General features: G+C 26.1%; 13 protein-coding genes, 6 tRNA genes and 1 riboswitch. Of the genes, 7 read left to right on the top strand and 12 right to left on the bottom strand.

Going from position 1 to position 18653, the window contains the following annotated elements; genetic code table 11:
* Positions 1 to 356: 356 nt before the first annotated feature.
* The 3 genes from AZI32_RS15645 to AZI32_RS15635 all read right to left on the bottom strand — a co-directional run bounded on the left by AZI32_RS15645 (position 357) and on the right by AZI32_RS15635 (position 3621).
* Positions 357 to 1535 carry an acetyl-CoA C-acetyltransferase gene (locus tag AZI32_RS15645; protein WP_061996708.1) on the bottom strand — a complete coding sequence of 393 codons (1179 nt, stop codon included), beginning with the start codon at positions 1533 to 1535 and terminating at the stop codon, positions 357 to 359.
* 1150 nt (positions 1536 to 2685) lie between these two features.
* The gene (locus tag AZI32_RS15640; protein ID WP_061996707.1) at positions 2686 to 3210 is read right to left on the bottom strand and encodes a Gx transporter family protein; all 525 of its coding nucleotides are present in this window, start codon (positions 3208 to 3210) and stop codon (positions 2686 to 2688) included.
* A 9-nt stretch (positions 3211 to 3219) separates the two neighbouring features.
* Entirely contained in the window at positions 3220 to 3621 is a 402-nt protein-coding gene (locus AZI32_RS15635) for a NusG domain II-containing protein (RefSeq protein WP_061996710.1), read from the bottom strand.
* 500 nt (positions 3622 to 4121) lie between these two features.
* Here AZI32_RS15635 and AZI32_RS15630 point away from each other — a divergent pair, with 500 nt between their 5' ends.
* Together AZI32_RS15630 and AZI32_RS15625 are read left to right on the top strand one after the other, a co-directional pair.
* Positions 4122 to 4577 carry an FMN-binding protein gene (locus AZI32_RS15630; RefSeq protein WP_061996704.1) on the top strand — a complete coding sequence of 152 codons (456 nt, stop codon included), beginning with the start codon at positions 4122 to 4124 and terminating at the stop codon, positions 4575 to 4577.
* A gap of 114 nt (positions 4578 to 4691) precedes the next feature.
* Entirely contained in the window at positions 4692 to 5720 is a 1029-nt protein-coding gene (locus AZI32_RS15625) for an FAD:protein FMN transferase (RefSeq protein ID WP_061996703.1), read from the top strand.
* A 101-nt stretch (positions 5721 to 5821) separates the two neighbouring features.
* Here AZI32_RS15625 and AZI32_RS15620 read toward each other — a convergent pair whose 3' ends face one another.
* Positions 5822 to 6070, bottom strand: a complete 249-nt coding sequence (locus AZI32_RS15620) for a DUF3892 domain-containing protein (protein WP_061996702.1) — start codon at positions 6068 to 6070, stop codon at positions 5822 to 5824.
* A 191-nt stretch (positions 6071 to 6261) separates the two neighbouring features.
* On the opposite strand from AZI32_RS15620, the gene AZI32_RS15615 reads away from it, so the two are divergent.
* The gene (locus AZI32_RS15615) at positions 6262 to 6810 is read left to right on the top strand and encodes a TetR/AcrR family transcriptional regulator (RefSeq protein ID WP_061996701.1); all 549 of its coding nucleotides are present in this window, start codon (positions 6262 to 6264) and stop codon (positions 6808 to 6810) included.
* Positions 6811 to 6863: 53 nt separating this feature from the next.
* Here the strand turns inward: AZI32_RS15615 and AZI32_RS15610 are convergent, their stop codons facing one another.
* Positions 6864 to 9641 (bottom strand): hypothetical protein, encoded by a 2778-nt coding sequence (locus AZI32_RS15610; protein WP_061996700.1) that lies wholly within the window; start codon positions 9639 to 9641, stop codon positions 6864 to 6866.
* 889 nt (positions 9642 to 10530) lie between these two features.
* Between AZI32_RS15610 and cysK the strand changes: the two genes are divergently transcribed.
* From cysK to AZI32_RS15590, 4 genes are all read left to right on the top strand, one after another.
* Complete coding sequence (gene cysK, locus AZI32_RS15605) at positions 10531 to 11442, top strand: cysteine synthase A (RefSeq protein WP_061996699.1); 912 nt, start codon at positions 10531 to 10533, stop codon at positions 11440 to 11442.
* A gap of 24 nt (positions 11443 to 11466) precedes the next feature.
* Positions 11467 to 12009 (top strand): serine O-acetyltransferase EpsC, encoded by a 543-nt coding sequence (gene epsC, locus AZI32_RS15600; RefSeq protein ID WP_061996698.1) that lies wholly within the window; start codon positions 11467 to 11469, stop codon positions 12007 to 12009.
* A 118-nt stretch (positions 12010 to 12127) separates the two neighbouring features.
* Positions 12128 to 12241: riboswitch (purine riboswitch) on the top strand.
* Between the two features lie 129 nt (positions 12242 to 12370).
* Positions 12371 to 12943 (top strand): xanthine phosphoribosyltransferase, encoded by a 573-nt coding sequence (locus AZI32_RS15595; protein WP_061996697.1) that lies wholly within the window; start codon positions 12371 to 12373, stop codon positions 12941 to 12943.
* Between the two features lie 489 nt (positions 12944 to 13432).
* The gene (locus AZI32_RS15590; RefSeq protein WP_061996696.1) at positions 13433 to 15184 is read left to right on the top strand and encodes an FtsH/Yme1/Tma family ATP-dependent metallopeptidase; all 1752 of its coding nucleotides are present in this window, start codon (positions 13433 to 13435) and stop codon (positions 15182 to 15184) included.
* A 42-nt stretch (positions 15185 to 15226) separates the two neighbouring features.
* Here the strand turns inward: AZI32_RS15590 and AZI32_RS15585 are convergent, their stop codons facing one another.
* From AZI32_RS15585 to AZI32_RS15555, 7 genes are all read right to left on the bottom strand, one after another.
* Positions 15227 to 17380: a YhgE/Pip domain-containing protein gene (locus AZI32_RS15585; protein ID WP_061996695.1), complete on the bottom strand. Its 2154-nt coding sequence runs from the start codon at positions 17378 to 17380 to the stop codon at positions 15227 to 15229.
* A 164-nt stretch (positions 17381 to 17544) separates the two neighbouring features.
* Positions 17545 to 17618, bottom strand: a tRNA-Gly gene (locus tag AZI32_RS15580).
* Positions 17619 to 17634: 16 nt separating this feature from the next.
* Positions 17635 to 17710, bottom strand: a tRNA-Pro gene (locus tag AZI32_RS15575).
* A gap of 63 nt (positions 17711 to 17773) precedes the next feature.
* Positions 17774 to 17847 (bottom strand) — tRNA-Gly (locus AZI32_RS15570).
* 4 nt (positions 17848 to 17851) lie between these two features.
* Positions 17852 to 17926 (bottom strand) — tRNA-Gly (locus AZI32_RS15565).
* A 5-nt stretch (positions 17927 to 17931) separates the two neighbouring features.
* Positions 17932 to 18007, bottom strand: a tRNA-His gene (locus AZI32_RS15560).
* 6 nt (positions 18008 to 18013) lie between these two features.
* A tRNA-Arg gene (locus AZI32_RS15555) sits at positions 18014 to 18090 on the bottom strand.
* Positions 18091 to 18653: the final 563 nt, after the last annotated feature.

Raw genomic sequence — 18653 nt, 5'->3', positions numbered from 1 at the left:
TAAATTCATAATTCATAATTCATAATTCTTAACTAAATATATTTGCACTTATTTTTCTCAACTGATAACAAAAATTTGATGAATAAATTTAAATTCGAGCTTGTTTCCCTATATTTATAATATTCTATAAAAAAATAAAAGCTTTGCAATACTTTAAAATAAGTACTTGCAAAGCTTTTATTAACAAATGCAGTGTAATTTTATAATAAAAATGACTATTTAGAGAATCATTTTATTTAATATATAATCTCTAAATAAAACCAATACTTTTAACTAATTTAATATTTTATTCACTTTAAAAAGGGAATTAAAATTAATTAATCCCCTTTTATAAATCTAGTATAACTTTTAAATTATTATCTTTCTACAATTAAAGCAGTTCCTTGTCCACCACCTATACATAGTGTAGCAAGACCTGTTTTACAATCTCTTTTAGCCATTTCATGAATTAAAGAAACTAAAATTCTAGCACCTGATGCACCGATTGGATGACCTAATGCTATAGCTCCTCCATTAACATTTACTATTTCAGAATTTAAATTTAAATCTTTTGCAACTGCTATAGATTGAGATGCAAAAGCTTCATTAGCTTCAATTAAATCTATATCTTCAATTTTTAAGTTAGCTTTTTCTAATGCTTTTTTTGTAGCTGGAATTGGTCCACAACCCATTATCTTTGGATCTAAACCTGCTGATCCGTAAGATTTAATAGTTGCTAAAGGTTTTACTCCTAATTCATCAGCTTTTTCTTTAGACATTACAATTAGCATTGCTGATCCATCGTTTATTCCTGATGCATTTCCTGCTGTTACTGTGCCATCTTTTTTGAATGCTGGTCTTAATTTAGCTAATTTTTCTATTGTCATATTAAATTTTGGGAACTCATCAGTATCAAATATTATTGGATCTTTTTTTCTTTGAGGAACTTCAACTGGAACTATTTCATCTTTGAATCTTCCTTCTTTTATTGCTCTTTCTGCCTTTAATTGGCTATTTAAAGCAAATTCATCTTGCATTTCTCTAGTTATGCCGTATTTTTCAGCAACATTTTCAGCTGTTACTCCCATGTGATAGTTATTAAATGCTTCCCATAAACCATCTTTTATCATTGTGTCTACAACTGTTCCGTCACCCATTCTTTGTCCCCATCTGTTATTTGGTAAAACATATGGTGCAGTACTCATGCTTTCTGCTCCACCTACTAACATAACATCAGCATCGCCAGCTTTAATTATTTGTGCTGCTAAACTAACTGCTCTAAGACCTGATCCACAAACTTTATTTATTGACATAGCTGTTGATTCTTCTTTTAATCCAGCTTTTACAGCAATTTGACGAGCAACGTTTTGTCCTAATCCGCCTGATAAAACACAACCGATTATAGCTTCATCTATAACATCTGCACTTATTCCAGCTCTTTTTATCGCTTCTTTAGCTGTTAAAACCCCTAAGTCTACAGCTGAAAATTTAGATAAGCCACCTCCAAATGAACCTATAGGTGTTCTTACTGCACTAGCAATTACTACTTCTCTCATGATTAAAATCCCCCTAAATAAAAATTTTTTAATAATTTGTATTTAAATTAATATTTAAATCTATACATTTAAAATAAAAGTAAAATAAGATTTTTCTAAAATTTTTTAGTAATTTTAGCTAAGTATAAATTTTATGTTTTTCTTTTTATAAGGTTTCAAGTTACCTCCAAAAAATTATCTGTTTTAAAACTTGAATACCCAAAAGAGTGATGCAAGCTTCCAAGCACCTAAATTCAACCTACATTTAAAATAAAAATATTTTTAAGTTCTTGAACAAATCTAAATTTAAGCTTGTATCCCTATCTCATTAATAGAATATGATATATTGTTAACTTTTATTAATGATTGTATAAATTTAAACATAAAAATTTAACTATTAATAAACTATAAGTTATTTATTACATAAAACTTTAACCCCTTAATATAACTTAATCTAATATTACATTTTATAATATTTAAATTTTAAATAGATTCTTTTATATCCAGTGGTAAATGATTACATTTTTGACATTTAATTAACTATATAGTATTCAACCTATATATTTGTCTTTTTATTAACAAATTATTCTATTCTACCCCATAATTTTATATTCGTATATTTATAAATAAAAAATTTACAAATATATGAATAGTCTAAATCTTTTCTCGCAACTTAATCTATATATATTTCTCTATTCAAGTATCAATGACTTTAAAATCATTAAAATTTTGTAATATCTTTTTAAATAATTTTAATAATTATAATACTATTTATTTTCAATTTAAATTTACAGTTTATTTTTTTAAAGTCTGCCTTTTTCAAAGAATTTTCTGTAAACTCAATTTTATTATACACTCTATTTATGAAATATTCTATATCTTTTAATTATTTTTTATAATCTATATAATTTTCTCAACTAAATCAATCATTTAATCTGTTATCCTTTTACATGATATAACTATTTTTTGTTTATAATGCATTTTATTTGTATTTTTAATAAAATGCAACTTAAGTATTTTAAAATATTAAACCAATTAACTTAAAATCAAATTATATAAATTATAAAAAAACTGAATTTTTATTCTTTGTTTTGTATTAATTATTCGCAAAAAATAAAATTCAGTTCATTTTTTAATTAAATCTATTAAATTTAAAAATAATTCATTTGGTTTACATAAAACCATTATTAATTTTTTTATTAATGGTTTTTAAATGATTTAAAGCATAATATGAAGTAAACCCTACAAAAATTCCTGTTCCAATTCCTGCTATAGTAAGTATAGGTAAATATAATAAAACGCCCCATGTTTCAACAATTAATGATGCTACTATTAATTGACCTATATTATGAAAGACGGCCCCTACAACACTTACCCCTATTATACTCACTTTATCCTTTAATATTTTTTTCATTATTGCCATTGATATAAAGCTAAAAATTGCTCCACCTAAACTATACATGAGCCTTGATACGCTTCCCCCAAACATAACTGATAGTAATATTCTAATTGCCAATACTAAAAATGTTTCTTTATAGCTTAAAGTATATAATGCTATAACCGTTATGATATTTGATAATCCAAGTCTTGCCCCTGGAGTTATAAATGGTATAGGAAGCATACCTTCTACTATATGTAAAACTAATGCCTGAGATATCAATAATGATATATATACTAATTTACTAGTTTTTTTCACAACATTCTCCTATCCAGATATAAAATCTTCTTCAGTATTATTATTTTTTATATTCCCTTTTATTTCAATTACAACTTTATGAGGCAAACAAACTACCGTTTCACCTACTCTATGTATATATCCAACTTGCTTACAAACTTTATCTTTACAATCAGAGTCAATTATACCTATTTTATTATCCATCACTTTTATAATATTATATCCGTTTTTAGTTTCTAATTTAAATTCCTCTTCCCCTACATGATTATCAAGTCTTATTTCTTTAAAAACTTTTCCATCACTAGTTACTACTGCATAAACTTGTTCTGATATTCCACCTGAATTATTCATATAAAATACCAAATACGGTATAAAGGATATTAAAAAAAGAATAACTATAATTATAATGTCTAATTTTTTTATAACTTTCATATCACCTTTCCATCCTATCAATTTGTTTTAGGCATATATAAATAAAATAATAACTCCTAATTACAATGAATATGCCTTATTATAATTATTTTACTAAAATAACTTGTCGCTTTCTAGTTTTTTATTATTTTTAAGTGAATACTTAATGAATATACCTATAGAAAATAATTTAATTTTAAAATTTTTCAAAGTAGAATTAGCTTCCTTCACTTTTTTAAAATTGATAAATAAATAACTGCTATTTTTGTATAATTTAAAATTTAAGTTTTTATAATTCCCTGTTTTAACCTACTATTTAACTATTACATATCAAATTTGGCTAAATACATCTTTTTTTTAAATTTATTTTAATTTTTCTATAATAATCTTTACTTTTTCTTATTTTTTATATAAAATTAATAATAAATAGAGAATTCTTGAAATTGAATTTATTAAATTTATTGTTTTTTTTTAGTCAATATAAAATAAAATTTATTTTAGTTTTAACAGGAGGTTTTTTTATGAACAAAAAATTAGTTAGTATTATAGGTACAACATTATTAGCAGGAACACTATTAGTTGGATGTGGTTCTTCAACTGCTAAGGGTCCACAAGACGGAAGTTATAAAGCTGAATATTCTGAAGCTGATGACCATGGTTGGATAGGCTTTGTTGAAATAAAAATTACAGACGGGAAAATAACAGAAGCTAAATCTGATTATGTAAATGCTGAAGGAAAACTTAAAAGTGAAGATAAAGAATATGAAGAAAATATGAAAAAAGCTTCAGATTCTTATCCTGCTAAATTTTCAAAAGAATTTAGCACTGCATTAATAGAAAAAGGAAATGCAGATGAAATAGATAATATTTCTGGTGCAACTACTTCATCTAATGATTTTAAGTTATTAGCTAAAGAAGCTTTAAATTCAGCTAATAAAGGAAATACTGAAACAGTTAAAGTTAAGCCTACAAAATAATTTATAGTTTTCTAAAAGCTTTAGGTTAAAATCCTAAAGCTTTTTTATGATATAATAATAAAAAAATATAACTTTATTTACTTTATATTCTATACATTAAACGGAGGATAAAATATGAATAAACTAAAAAAATATTCTTTTACTTTTGTTATTTTATCTATACTATTTTTAGCTGGTTGTTCAAAAACACCATCAGAACCACTTTCAAGAACTGAACTTATTATGGGTACTGTATGTACAGTTCAAATTTTTGATTCAAAAGATAGTACTATATTAGATGAATGTTTTAATAAACTTACTGATTTGGAAAATCTAGTTAGTATAAATAAAGAAAATACAGAACTTGATAAGGTTAATGCTATGTCTGGAAAATCAGCAGTTTCAGTAAGCGATGATACATATAATATTATAAAAGGTGGAATAAACTATAGTTCTTTATCTGATGGAAACTTTGATATAACTATTGGCCCTATTGTTAAACTTTGGGGTATAGGAACTGATTCTGCCCGTGTTCCTAGCGATGCAGAAATTAATGAAAAGAAATCCCTTATAAACTATAAAGATGTTATTTTAGATGATAGCAATAAAACTATTTTTCTTAAAAATCCTAATATGATTATTGATTTAGGTGGTATTGCCAAAGGCTATGCTGCAGATGTACTTACTGACATATTAAAAAAGCACAATGTTAATAGTGCTATGATTAACCTTGGTGGAAATTTATATATTTTAGGAAATAAAGAAGATGGTAATAAGTGGCGAATAGGTATACAAGATCCTAATGAATCAAATAGCACTGTAGGAAATCTATTAGTTAATGATAAATCTATAGTTACTTCTGGTGTATATGAACGTTTTTTTGAGGAAAATGGTAAAAAATATCATCATATACTTAACCCTAAAACTGGTTACCCTTATGAAAATGATCTTTTAGGTGTAACTATAATTAGTGATAAATCTGTCGATGGCGATGCATTATCTACCACTACATTTGCCCTTGGCTGTGATGAAGGGTTGAAATTCATAAATTCTTTAGAAAATATAGATGCTATTTTTATAACTAAAGATAATGACATATATTTAAGCGATGGACTTAAAGATAATTTTAATGTTACTAATGCTAACTATAAATTGAAAAATTGATAAAAAGGTGTACTATAAATTGATTGCTATCCTATCTCTTTGACAGATAGCAATTTAATTTATAGTACACCTTTTCTCTTTTATATTAATAGAATATATCTTTAAAATATTGGTTTATTGCTTAAGTTATCTTCTTCTGTTCCATTAGGATTACTTTTTATGAACTCTCTTCCATTTTTAGCTTTTCCCACATTAACTCCATTTATCATTCCATTTTTGGTCATATCTATTGCTTCTTTTACAGGATAAGCTTCTCCATTGGATAGCATCACATCAGTTATATCACCTTCAGAATTTTTTCTTACTTTTTGAATAGTTAAATTTTCATTTTTTGATTGATTTTTATTCATAAATATCACCTCTTGTGAATATTATGTTTTATATATTCAAAATTTATTCAATTTAAAATATAATTTATTATTTATCACGTATTTTATTTAGGTTGACAAATTCTTTTGTCCAAACCTATAATCATTATTATATACTTTATAAATTGTACATCTTTGTACAAGTAAATAATAATTTATGAGGTGGTTTGAGAGTGCCCAATATCAGTAATAAGGATGTTGAAAGTAGTATAGTTAATTGTGCAAAAGATTTGTTTATTCAAAGAGGCTACGAAAAAGTTGATATGAAACTTATAGCCAAGAAATGCAATCTTCCAATTGGTACAGTTTTTAATTATTTTCCTAATAAAAGTAAAATTTTCATAAAACTACTGGAAGATAGTTGGAATTATACTTTTAATAAAATAAAAAAATTAAATTCACTTGATACTAATTCAAGAATGGATAAACTTATAGAAATACTGTACGATGATATGTGTTCTAGAAAAACTTTTAATACTGAATCTATAAATTTAGATTTATTAGAAAAGCAAAATGACTATGTAATAAATTCTATTGCCCATATAATTAACTCCTTTGAACACAACCCAAAGGATATTGTTAACTATCTTTATAGCACTACTTTTGTTAAGGCTATTTTAGATTATATTAACGAACTTATAATAAATTCACATAGTTCAAGGAAAGAAAATCTTAATCTTTTATCTATATTAGTAGATAAATTGATGTCTAATAAATTCTAACTAATAAAAATAGTAGAAGGTGTATATTTTTTTCACACCTTCTACTATTTTTATTATGCTTTATAAACAAATCCCTTATTATAAACTAATCCTTGCAGAATTTGTTTCTTATATTTTTCAAGTTGAACATTAACAAACTCTATATTCTTACTTATTTCATTATTTCTATTTTTCAATTCTGCTCTTTCTATTTTTTTAATTTCTAAAATTTTATTTGAAAGCAATTTATATTGAGTTAATTTCTCTAATAATTCTTTATATACACTTTCTATTTCCAAATGTAATTTTAAAGTTAATTCTTCCACTGAACTGAATATAGCGGAATATAAATTATCACAAACTATTATAGAATCCTCTATAATTTCTCTTTTTATAGTTTCATACTTCCCACCATCTTTTTCATTTTGTTTTGAAAATATAGTAGATAACCCAGATGTTAAATTTTTCAAAACATTCTTTTTAGGGAATAAACTTATTTCATCATCTAAACTATTTATATAATCCTCATAACAAATAGAAATTTTTTCTTTTAATTTATGATTTTCTATAAACTTAATTTCTTTAAATTCTTTAGCAAATTCTTCTGATATTGGTATAACTTTGTTAGTGTTATTATTTATATTTCTTATAACTTCTAACTCATTAAAATATATCTTTTCATATTTACTTAAGAATATATCAAATTGACTTTTCATAAGCTTATTCATATTTTCTTTATACCATATTAAAATCTCTTCTGAAACTTTATTTCTAGCTTCTTCTCTAATATTCTTACTTTCTTTTAATTCATCAACTACTTTAACATTTTCTTCTATTACTGCTGGAACAATAGTATTTATTTTTGTGTTAATATACTCCTGTAATAAATTAGTATCTTGAGTTACCCTATTCTTAAAGTTTTCTATATTAGATTTAACTTCATCATCAAATTCTTTATACTTAAAGCTAGCTTCTTCCATAAGTTGAACTTCTAAACCTTTTTTCAAGAATTCATCTTCACACTCTTGATTTATATAATTTAATTCTTTAGAAAGGTTATTATAAAATTCATTATATCTATACATAGTTATATTATTAGGATGTAAAACTTGTATTTTTTCAAGTACATCATTGTAATTTTTACCATTATAGAATGAAATATTTATATCAATTCCCCTTTTTTCTAACCAACTATTAAACTCTTCAATCTCTTTTTTAGTAAAATGTTCTACCCCTTTTATAACAAATAAAACTTTACTTAAATTTTTCTTTTTATATATTTCTACTGAGTTTAATATGTCTTGTTTTAAATCTCCACTGCTAGTTTTTAACATTACAACAGATATATCTGCTAAATCTAAATTCTTTTGGCTACTTTCTAAAATTACATATTCTTCTTTATCTATTTTTTCTTTAAATTCACTATTTTCCTCAATTAATTTATCTAAAATACTTTCTTCATTTATATATTTAGGTAATATTTCTAATACTTTTATGCCTCTTCCCATAATCCTACATTGTTCATTATATTCTATATCAGTTTCCATATTGCATTTTTCACTAACATTTTTTAATTTACCTACTAAATCACTCCATGGATAACTTTCTAATGTATTCTTAGTTCCTATTAACTTATTTACACTAATTCTAAGTATTTCATTTATTATATTTATATCAAAATCTATCTTGTGTACTTCATTTATTGATAATAATTTTGTTGAACATTCAATACTTTCATCATAAAATCCATTATTAAAAGCAGCAACCATGAAATAAAATATTATGTTTTCTTCTAAATCTCTAACTAATTTATTATTATACTTTTTATTATCTAAATCATCATATACTTCTCTTAAAATATCTATACAAACATCAAAATACTTATAGTCACCATTTTTATAACTTATTTTTATTAGCATATTATTTAAATACTTCACAAATCCTTCAAATAAAATATCATCAATTTTTATTCCATCATATAATGTTTTAGAAAGTACTTTCCACTGTTTAAAATCTAATGAATATAATGTTTCATTTAAAATTTCTATTACCTTTTGAAGATATTCCATTGTAAATTTTTTAGTTTCTTTGCAACATTGTGATGCAATATCTATAAAATATTTATCCTTAGTTTTTAAATATTGATTATAACAAATCTCTAAAGATTTTATATAGCTTTCCTTATCTTTTAAAAATACTACTACATCTTTATCTACATTCTCATAATATGGTATAACCTTTAATACATTTATTGCTGCATCATAAGCTCTATCCACATCACTTATTGTTTTAGCTGCATAATATATACATTTATTTTTCTCTAGGAATAAGAATTCTCTATCGCTTACAATTTGTTCATAAAGCTCTAAAGACTTTTCTACATCACTACATATATCCCCTAAATTTTTTCTTGCCCACATAGATAACTCAAATATAGTAATATCACTATTATCTTGAACCATATTAAAAAGTCTACTTTGTTCTTTAGTAATAACTGAAAGTACTTCTATAACCTTTTCAAAATGCTCTTGTGCAAAACTTCTATTATTTTTTTGTATGTATAGTTCTCCTAAAGAAAAGTGACATGTTACAAGCTTTTTAAGATCATCATATTCTAATTTTGCTGCAGGTATATAGCTTAAATCTTTAACTAAATCATTAAAAAATTTTATTAATTGATTATCTTCGACCTCTTTACAAAATGAATTTTTGAGAACCCACTGATAATGTCTTTTCAGCACTAAGGCTACTTCACAACTTTCCTTAGGATTAGATATACTTAAGTAAAAATTGAACTTTTCAACATTCTCATAAGACCTTTGTAAGAATTTTATTTGATTTTTTAGTATCACAATTTTTCACTCCTTAAATACTATATATAATATAATATTTTATTATAAATTTTAATTATCAACTACTTTAGTTGATATAGGAATACAAAATAACTTTAAATTTAATAAAAATTTAAAATGAAAATTTTTTTAGATTTATGAACAATTTTAAATTAGAGCTTATTTCCCTATATAATACTTACTTACAATACATTGTCTATATGTCACTGTATTGACAAGGATATTATAAAAAGCAATATACCTTTCTCTACTTAACAATATACTTAAATTTAATAGAAAGTTCCAGTTAATTTCAAAAAATTATTTTATTATTTATAGTATTGAATTTTTCAATAGCTAACCAATTTATTATTTGATATTAGAATAGATAATAAATTTATTATTTAATATTAAAATAGATTTTTCAATTTTTCTTACTTGCTATATACTTGTAATTGTTTTATAATAACATTAATTTTAAAATGCGTTGAAGAAGAAAAGTATCATAAATACTAATTTACAGAGAAAAGGTGTTGGTGAGAATCCTTTAAGGTTTATTATTTAATATAATACTCCTAATATAGGTTTATGAGAAGTGCCCTTCTGAGCTGAGTTCTGAAAGTAGGTATTATTTAAATATAAATATGCCTTATAGTATGAATTTCCAGGTTCGCCTGTTATAGCGATAGAATATAAATTTGTATTCGATTTTCAAGTGGGGTTTTTTTACCCAATTAGAGTGGAACCACGGAGTATAATCTTCGTCTCTTATTTATAGAGACGGAGTTTTTTTATACCCTTTTTATATAGAATTGCAATCTATAAATCAAATAATAACTTATCAATTGATAATTTTTAAAACTTTAATCTATTAACTTAATGTATTATTAAAAATTTTAGGAGGTAAATTATGTTATACGAAAACATTTTAGATATGATAGGTAAAACACCTATAATAAAGTTAAATTCATTAACTTCAAAAGATATGGCTGAGGTTTATGTAAAACTTGAAAAATATAATCCTGCAGGAAGTATTAAAGATAGAGCCGCTCTTGGAATGATAGAAGCTGCTGAAAAAGAAGGACTTTTAAATTCTAACTCTATAATTTTAGAGCCTACAAGTGGAAATACTGGTATAGCTTTAGCCATGATTGGTCGTCTTAAAGGATATAAAGTTGCTCTAGTTATGCCAGAGACTATGAGCTTTGAAAGAAGAAACTTAATTAAAGCTTATGGTGCTGAATTGATTCTTACTGATGGTAGTAAAGGAATGAATGGAGCTATAGAAAAAGCTTTAGAACTTGCTAGTGAGAATCCTAATTATTTTATACCTCAACAATTTGAAAATATTAATAATCCTAAAAAGCATTATGAAAGTACTGCACTAGAAATAATAAATGATTTACCAAATTTATCTGCCTTTGTTGCTGGTGTAGGTACTTCTGGAACAATTACAGGTATAGGTAAAAAATTAAAAGAATATAATAACTCTGTTGAAATAATTGCCGTCGAACCTTTAAACTCAGCAGTAATATCTGGTAAAAAACCATCACCTCATAAAATACAGGGTATTGGTGCTGGTTTTATCCCTAAACTTTTCGATCCATCAATTGTAGATTCAATAATGACTGTCAGTGATGAAGATGCCTTCAAAACAGCTAATGATTTAGCTAAATTAGAAGGATTATTCCTTGGAATTTCATCTGGAGCAAATGTTTTCGCTGCAATTCAAATAGCGAAAAAGTTAGGTCCTAATCACAAAGTCTTAGCAATTTCTCCAGATGGTGGTGAAAAATATATTTCTATGAATGTTTTTTCATAGCACTAATATAAGGATGTGACTTTAATGTTTAAATATCTTAGAGAAGACTTAAAAACTATAAAAAAGCAAGACCCTGCTATCAAAAGTACTCCAGAAGGATTTTTATATCCTTGTATATATTCACTGCTTTTCTATAGGATTTCAAATAAATTATACAATCATAACTTTTATTTTCTAGCTAGACTGATTTCTCAATTTAGCAGATCCTTAACAGGAATTGAAATTCATCCTGGTGCTAAAATTGGTAGAAGGCTTTTTATTGACCATGGTATGGGTGTTGTAATTGGAGAAACAGCTATAGTTGGTGAAGATGTAGTAATATATCATGGCGTAACTTTAGGAGGTACAGGTCATCATAGTGGTAAACGTCATCCAACTATAGGCAACAATGTAATTATAGGTTGTGGCGCTAAAATTTTAGGTCCTATAACTGTTGGCGATAATTCTAAGATTGGAGCTAACTCTGTAGTAGTAAAACCAATCCCAAGCAATAGTACCGCTGTTGGAATTCCAGCAACAGTTATAAGAACCTATGATCCTCAATTCAAAACAATAGAAGTTATTTAAGAAAAAAAGGTGTCTTTTATATGATTTTAAAAGACACTTTTTTAATTTAAATAAACTTATTTTTGAAATTCTATACCTATGTGTGTTATAATTTTATTTAATATATTTATATATCTTATATAAAATTAAATACAAGTTTCGTATATGCTTAATTATATCAATATACATTAAGGTTTGAGCGTTTCTACCAGGATACCTGAAATTCCTGACTACGAATATAAAGTTAAGATATAAATACATATCTTTATTTAAATGATTAGTTTTAAAACGATTATTTAATATATTCCTAGACAGACAATTGGTCTAGGATTTTTTTAATATAATAATTTAAATGTTACAAATTTATTGGCGGAGGTATAATATGGAAAGTTTAAAAAATAAAATCTTAACTGAAGGTGTTGTTAGAGAAGGAAATATTTTGAAAGTAGATAAATTTTTAAATCATCAAATGGATATAAAATTTTTCAATGAGATTGGAAAAGAATTTAAAGAAAGATTTAAAGATCATAAAATAGATAAGATATTAACTATAGAAGCATCTGGAATTGCTATAGCAGGAATAGCTGCTCAATATTTTGACTATGTTCCAGTAGTTTTTGCTAAAAAAACAGATTCATTGAATATAGATAGCGAACTATATACAAGTAAGGTACATTCATTTACAAAGAAAAAAGATTATACTGTTATGGCATCAAAAAATTTCATTAAAAAAGGTGAAAACATCCTAATAATAGATGATTTTTTAGCTAACGGGTGTGCAGCACTAGGTTTAATAGACATTATAAAGCAAGGGGAAGCTAATGTTGTAGGAGTAGGTATTGTTATAGAAAAAGGATTCCAACCAGGAAGAAAAGTTCTTGAAGAAAAAGATATAAAAGTAGAATCTTTAGCAATAATCGAAAAAATGGATGCTGGAAAAATCTATTTTAAATAATATAAAATACATAACATAAAGTAAGAACCATGAATTTCATATTTCGTGGTTCTTATTTTTAACTATTTATTAATTAACTATATTTCCATAACTTACATTACCAATTTATATGATTTTAATTAGACATAGTTTTCAAAACAAATATAATTATATTATAGCTTGTAGTTATTGGTGAATATAATAATATAATTTTTTAAAATATATTAGCCATCTTTAAAATTTATATTTTTAAACTTTAATTACTATAATTCACCTCGGCAATCAAGCTCCTTTAATTCTTGATTGCCTTTTTTATTGATTAATATATAGGGTTCCAAGTTGACTTTTAAAATTATCCATTTCAAAACTTGGATACCTAAAATAGTGAGACATGCTCCGAATCACTTAAAATTCAATACTTTATCTTGTGTGAAAATATTTTAAAGTTATTGAATAAATTTAAATTGGAGCTTGTTTCCCTATAATAACTTTTAAGGAGGGTTTTTATAAGTGAAAAAAAATGAAAATAAAATTTACTTTATTACAGCAATTGCCACCATACTTATATCTTTTTCTATAATGGTAGCAATAAGCTTTAAAAGTTCAAAAATAGATTTTAAACCCTATAATGAGTTTTTAAATGATTTAAATACCCATTCCGTATCTACTGTTTATTTAGTTCCATCTCCTAAGATAGAAGTTCTTTTAAACAATGGGACAAGCTATTTAACAGATAATCCAGATAGCAATACATTAAGAGAAACATTACTTAGCAAAAATGTTTCCGTAAAAGATAAATCAAATACATATATGTTACAAACAATATCTTCTATATTTTTAATAATTTCTATAGGCTATTTAACTATTTCTACAATTTCTAAAAAGAAATCAAAAGGTGGTATATCATCTTTAAATACAGAGGATGTGTCTTCAGTTGCAAAAGAAAAATTTAATTTTAATTCTTTAGCTGGTAATGAAGAAGCTAAAGAAAGTGTTAAAGATATCGTTGATTATCTTAAGTTTCCCGAAAAGTATAAAAAATATGGTGCTCGTGTTCCCAAGGGAGTAATTTTATATGGAGATCCTGGAACTGGTAAAACTTTGCTTGCTAAGGCTATAGCTGGTGAAGCCAATGTTCCATTTTATGCCGTATCCGGTTCAGACTTTATTCAAGTTTATGTAGGTGTTGGTGCTGGTAGAGTTCGTAACCTATTTAAAAAAGCTAAGGCACATAAAAAAGCTGTTATTTTTATTGATGAAATTGATGCTATTGGTAAAAAACGTAGCAATAGCACTAATGGTAGTTCTGAAGAAAAAGATCAAACACTAAATGCTCTATTGACTGAAATGTCTGGATTCAATGAAGATGAAGGTATAATTGTTATTGCGGCTACTAATAGATTAGATATACTAGATCCTGCCCTTTTAAGACCTGGCAGATTTGATAGACATATTGAGATAGGTCTCCCTGATGTATCAGCAAGAGAAAAAATTATTTCATTGCATCTTAAAAATAAACCTTTTAATGATTTAAATATAAAAGATATAGCAATTAAAACTGCTTATTTTTCCGGTGCTAAAATTGAAAATTTAATAAATGAAGCTGCGATACTTGCTTGTAAGGAATCTAGTGATTTTATTACTAATGAACATATAGACACAGCTTTTTCAACAATAATTGCTGGACATGAAAAAATTAATACTTCATCTTTTAAATATGAAGATAAAAAAATAACAGCCTATCATGAAGCTGGGCATTGTTTAATTTCATTGTTAGAACTTCCTAAAGAAAAAGTATCAAAAGTAAGTATTATTCCAACTACCAAAGGCGCTGGTGGGTACACTTTAACTTTACCTACTGATAAAAGTTATCAAAATTTAGAGTATTTATCAAAAAAAATTATGGTTTTTTTAGGTGGTAGAGCTGCAGAAGAACTTATTTTTGGTAAAAATCATATTACTACCGGTGCTTATAGTGATTTAAAACAAAGCAGTAATATGATTTACAATATGATAGCTGAATATGGTATGGGGAAATCTCTTGGACTTTTAAGACTTTCAGAGATGCCGACATCAATTCAAAATGCTAGTGCTAAAATGGTGTTAGATGAATGTAAAGACACAATAGATACTTTATATTTTAAAACGAAAACACTTTTATTAGACAATATAGATAATCTTAATATTTTAGCTAACGAACTAATGGATAAGGAAACCCTTTCTTATGATTGTATACTAAAATTAATTGAACAAAATAATTAATTTAAAAAATAAAGCTGTAAGATACACCTTACAGCTTTATTTTTATTCAGACAATCCACTTTCCTTAAATTTCTTATTAAATTTTTCAGTTATATTATCTAACGGTTTTTTCAAAATAACACCAATAAATACCGCACCTATAAAATATATTACTAACATTTTTATATCATAAATCACATTATCCCTTATCGGTCCAGCTACTGCTTCCCTCATAACTCCTATTGCATATGTAAATGGTAGAAATGGATTAATAGCTTGGAAAAATGGTGGTGTTACTTCTATTGGAAAAGTCCCTCCAGAGCCTGCAACCTGAAGTACTAATAATATAACTCCAATGGCTTTACCTACGTTACCAAAAACGGAAACTAAAGTATAGACTATCATAGAAAATACTACAGAGGATATTATTGTAGATATTATAAATAATTTCATATTTACAATATAACATCCAAGTAAATACTTATCTCCTATAGCAACAATTAATCCCTGAATAAGTGCTATTGTTAGGAAAAATAAATATTTCCCAAAAAATTTCTCATAATTTTTTAAAATTCTCTTATCGTCAAATTCATATACATCCACAGTTAGTATAGAAGATAGAATTAATGTACCTACCCATATTGCTAAAACTGTATAGAATGGTGACATGGCAGAACCATAGTTAGGAATCTTATATAAATCATTTTCTACTAGTTCCACTGGTGTAGATATAAATGTTTTTGCAACATTAGGATCTATTTTTAATAATTCTAATATTCTATCTACAAGTTTTTCATCTTGAAAAATAGTAGTTTTATCATTAATTTTAGATAAAGTTTCTCTTATATAAGGTAAATTTTTCTTAAGCTCTTCTATTCCCTCTATGCCTAATTCACTACCTTTTTCTCCTACTTCTAATATTTGTTCTACTTTAGGAATATCTCCCTTTGCTTCATTTAATAAATTCAACGAATTATCTATTATTGTGTTTAATTTATTTATAACATTATCTAATGCTGGTTTAATCTCTGAATCAAAAGAATTTATCTTTCCATCTAAAAAGTTAATTATATCATTATTTATATCTTTTAATCCTTCTAGAGCATCCTTACCAATAGTTTGACCTTCGCTTGCAGCTTTAATCAATTGATCTACTACTTGTATTTTTTCATTAATCCTTTGAGAAAAATTCTTCAATTGTGCCGATAATTGCTCTAAAACTTCATTGTTAGCTACATTGTTAATTCTGTCTATAGTATCTACTAAGTTTGTTATCTTTGCATCCATGTTATAAAATAATGTTCGAATCCTTTTAAGCCCATCGGTTACTTCAACTCCATTGGTAGAGTCTACTATTCCTTCTATCACTATATTAATTTCTTTAGCTTTATCCCTTACAAATATTAAGCTTTCTTTTACAAATGGAGCTATAGTGTCTATATCTTCTTTACCTCTTTGAATAAACTTCTCACTCTGATTTCCTACCTCTATTGCTGAATTCAAAGTTTCTTTTAAAATTGGAACATTACTTTCAATTTTATCTATAAATTCCTTAGCGGTTATTGAACCTTCATAAAGTTCATTTACTACTGTTTCAATTTCATCCATATTATTATTTAAGTTAGAGATTACATTAATTAATTTTTTCAAAGTAGGTCTTTGACCTTCAATTTCAACACCTATTTTATTAAAATTTTCAAATATAATACCATTAACCATCTCAATAAAGTTTTTAGATACGGTCTCTTGTAAACTAGATGCACCTTTTTCTGTTATTTTAGGTGCTACTGCATTAATTTTTTCATTAACATTATATATAAGCTGAGGTTTTTTAGGATTTTTCTCTAAAAATGAAGTAATATCTTTTGAAAATGTCTCTGTAATTATGATACTTGCATAATATTTACCATGATTAACTCCATAATCTGCATCCTTTTGATCAGTAAAAACCCATCCAATATCATGATTGTTTTTTAATTCTGAAACAATTTCTTCTCCTAATTTCAAATCAATGTTATCAAATTTATATCCAGAATCTTTATTTACAACAGCTACTTTAATTCCCTTCGTGTTTCCATATGGGTCCCAACAAGCTTTAATATTAAACCACGCATACAATGATGGTAAAATACATAATCCTAAAATAATTATAATTGCAACATAGTTTATAAAAAGCATTTTTAAATCTCTTCTATATATCTGAAATATATTTTTCAACTAATTCACACCTCTCTATTAACAATATTTTAATTAGATATATAGTTATAGATTTACACTTTAATAAAAACTTATGCAAAAACTTATATTATTGCCTTTTAATTTAATTAACAGACTAAATATTTTTATACAACAAAAAAAGATAGCTTAATAGCTATCTTTTTTGGAGCGGGTGAAGGGAATCGAACCCTCGTAACTAGCTTGGAAGGCTAGCACTCTACCATTGAGTTACACCCGCATAATTGTGTTAAAAGTGGTCGGGGTGACAGGGATTGAACCTGCGACCTCATGGTCCCAAACCACGCGCGCTCCCATCTGCGCCACACCCCGATATCAAATTATATATATATTACCATATTTAACTTATTTTTTCAAGTAACTTCAAAAAATAATTGGAGCGGGTGAAGGGAATCGAACCCTCGTAACTAGCTTGGAAGGCTAGCACTCTACCATTGAGTTACACCCGCAAATTGGAGCGGAAGACGAGATTCGAACTCGCGACGTTCACCTTGGCAAGGTGACGCTCTACCACTGAGCCACTCCCGCATATATGGGGTGACCGATGGGACTCGAACCCACGACACCCAGAGCCACAACCTGGTGCTCTACCAACTGAACTACGGTCACCATACATGGTGCGTTTTAAGGGATTCGAACCCCTGGCCCACGCCTTAGAAGGGCGTTGCTCTATCCAACTGAGCTAAAAACGCACATTTACTTGTCAATCATTTAACTTTTGCTCCTGACGACAAAAATAATATTATCATAGTTCTTTTTGTTATGCAAGTATTTTTTTAAAATTTTTGGTGTTTTTTATATTTTTTAAAATAATATAATATATTTACTATAAAAAAACTTAAACCTTACTACATTTTACTTAAAATCATTGTAAATTTACTCTTATTATTTTTCAACCTTACACTTAAAATAAAATAATACCATAAAACCTATTCCAAATAAATCAATTATATTGTAAAATTTTAATTTATGTATCTAAGAAAATATAGAATCAAAACTGTATTACAATCTATTTCTATAGGGAAACAAGCTCCAATTTAAATTTATTCAATAACTTTAAAATATTTTCACACAAGATGTAGTGTTGAATTCTAAGTGATTCGAAGCATGTCTCACTATTTTAGGTATCCAAGTTTTGGAATGGATAATTTTTAAAGTCAACTTGGAACCCCATGTGCGTAAAGCTAAGCCATATTTTTCATGTTTTTCATAACTTTTTTAGTTATAAAAACAAATAAAAAAGCCACTCCTAATA

The organism is Clostridium sp. ATCC 25772 (genome assembly GCF_001573875.1).
Taxonomy (GTDB): Bacteria; Bacillota; Clostridia; order Clostridiales; family Clostridiaceae; genus Clostridium_J; species Clostridium_J senegalense.
The sequence above is the reverse complement of the archived record's forward strand: the minus strand, read 5'-3'. Positions and strand labels throughout refer to the sequence as shown.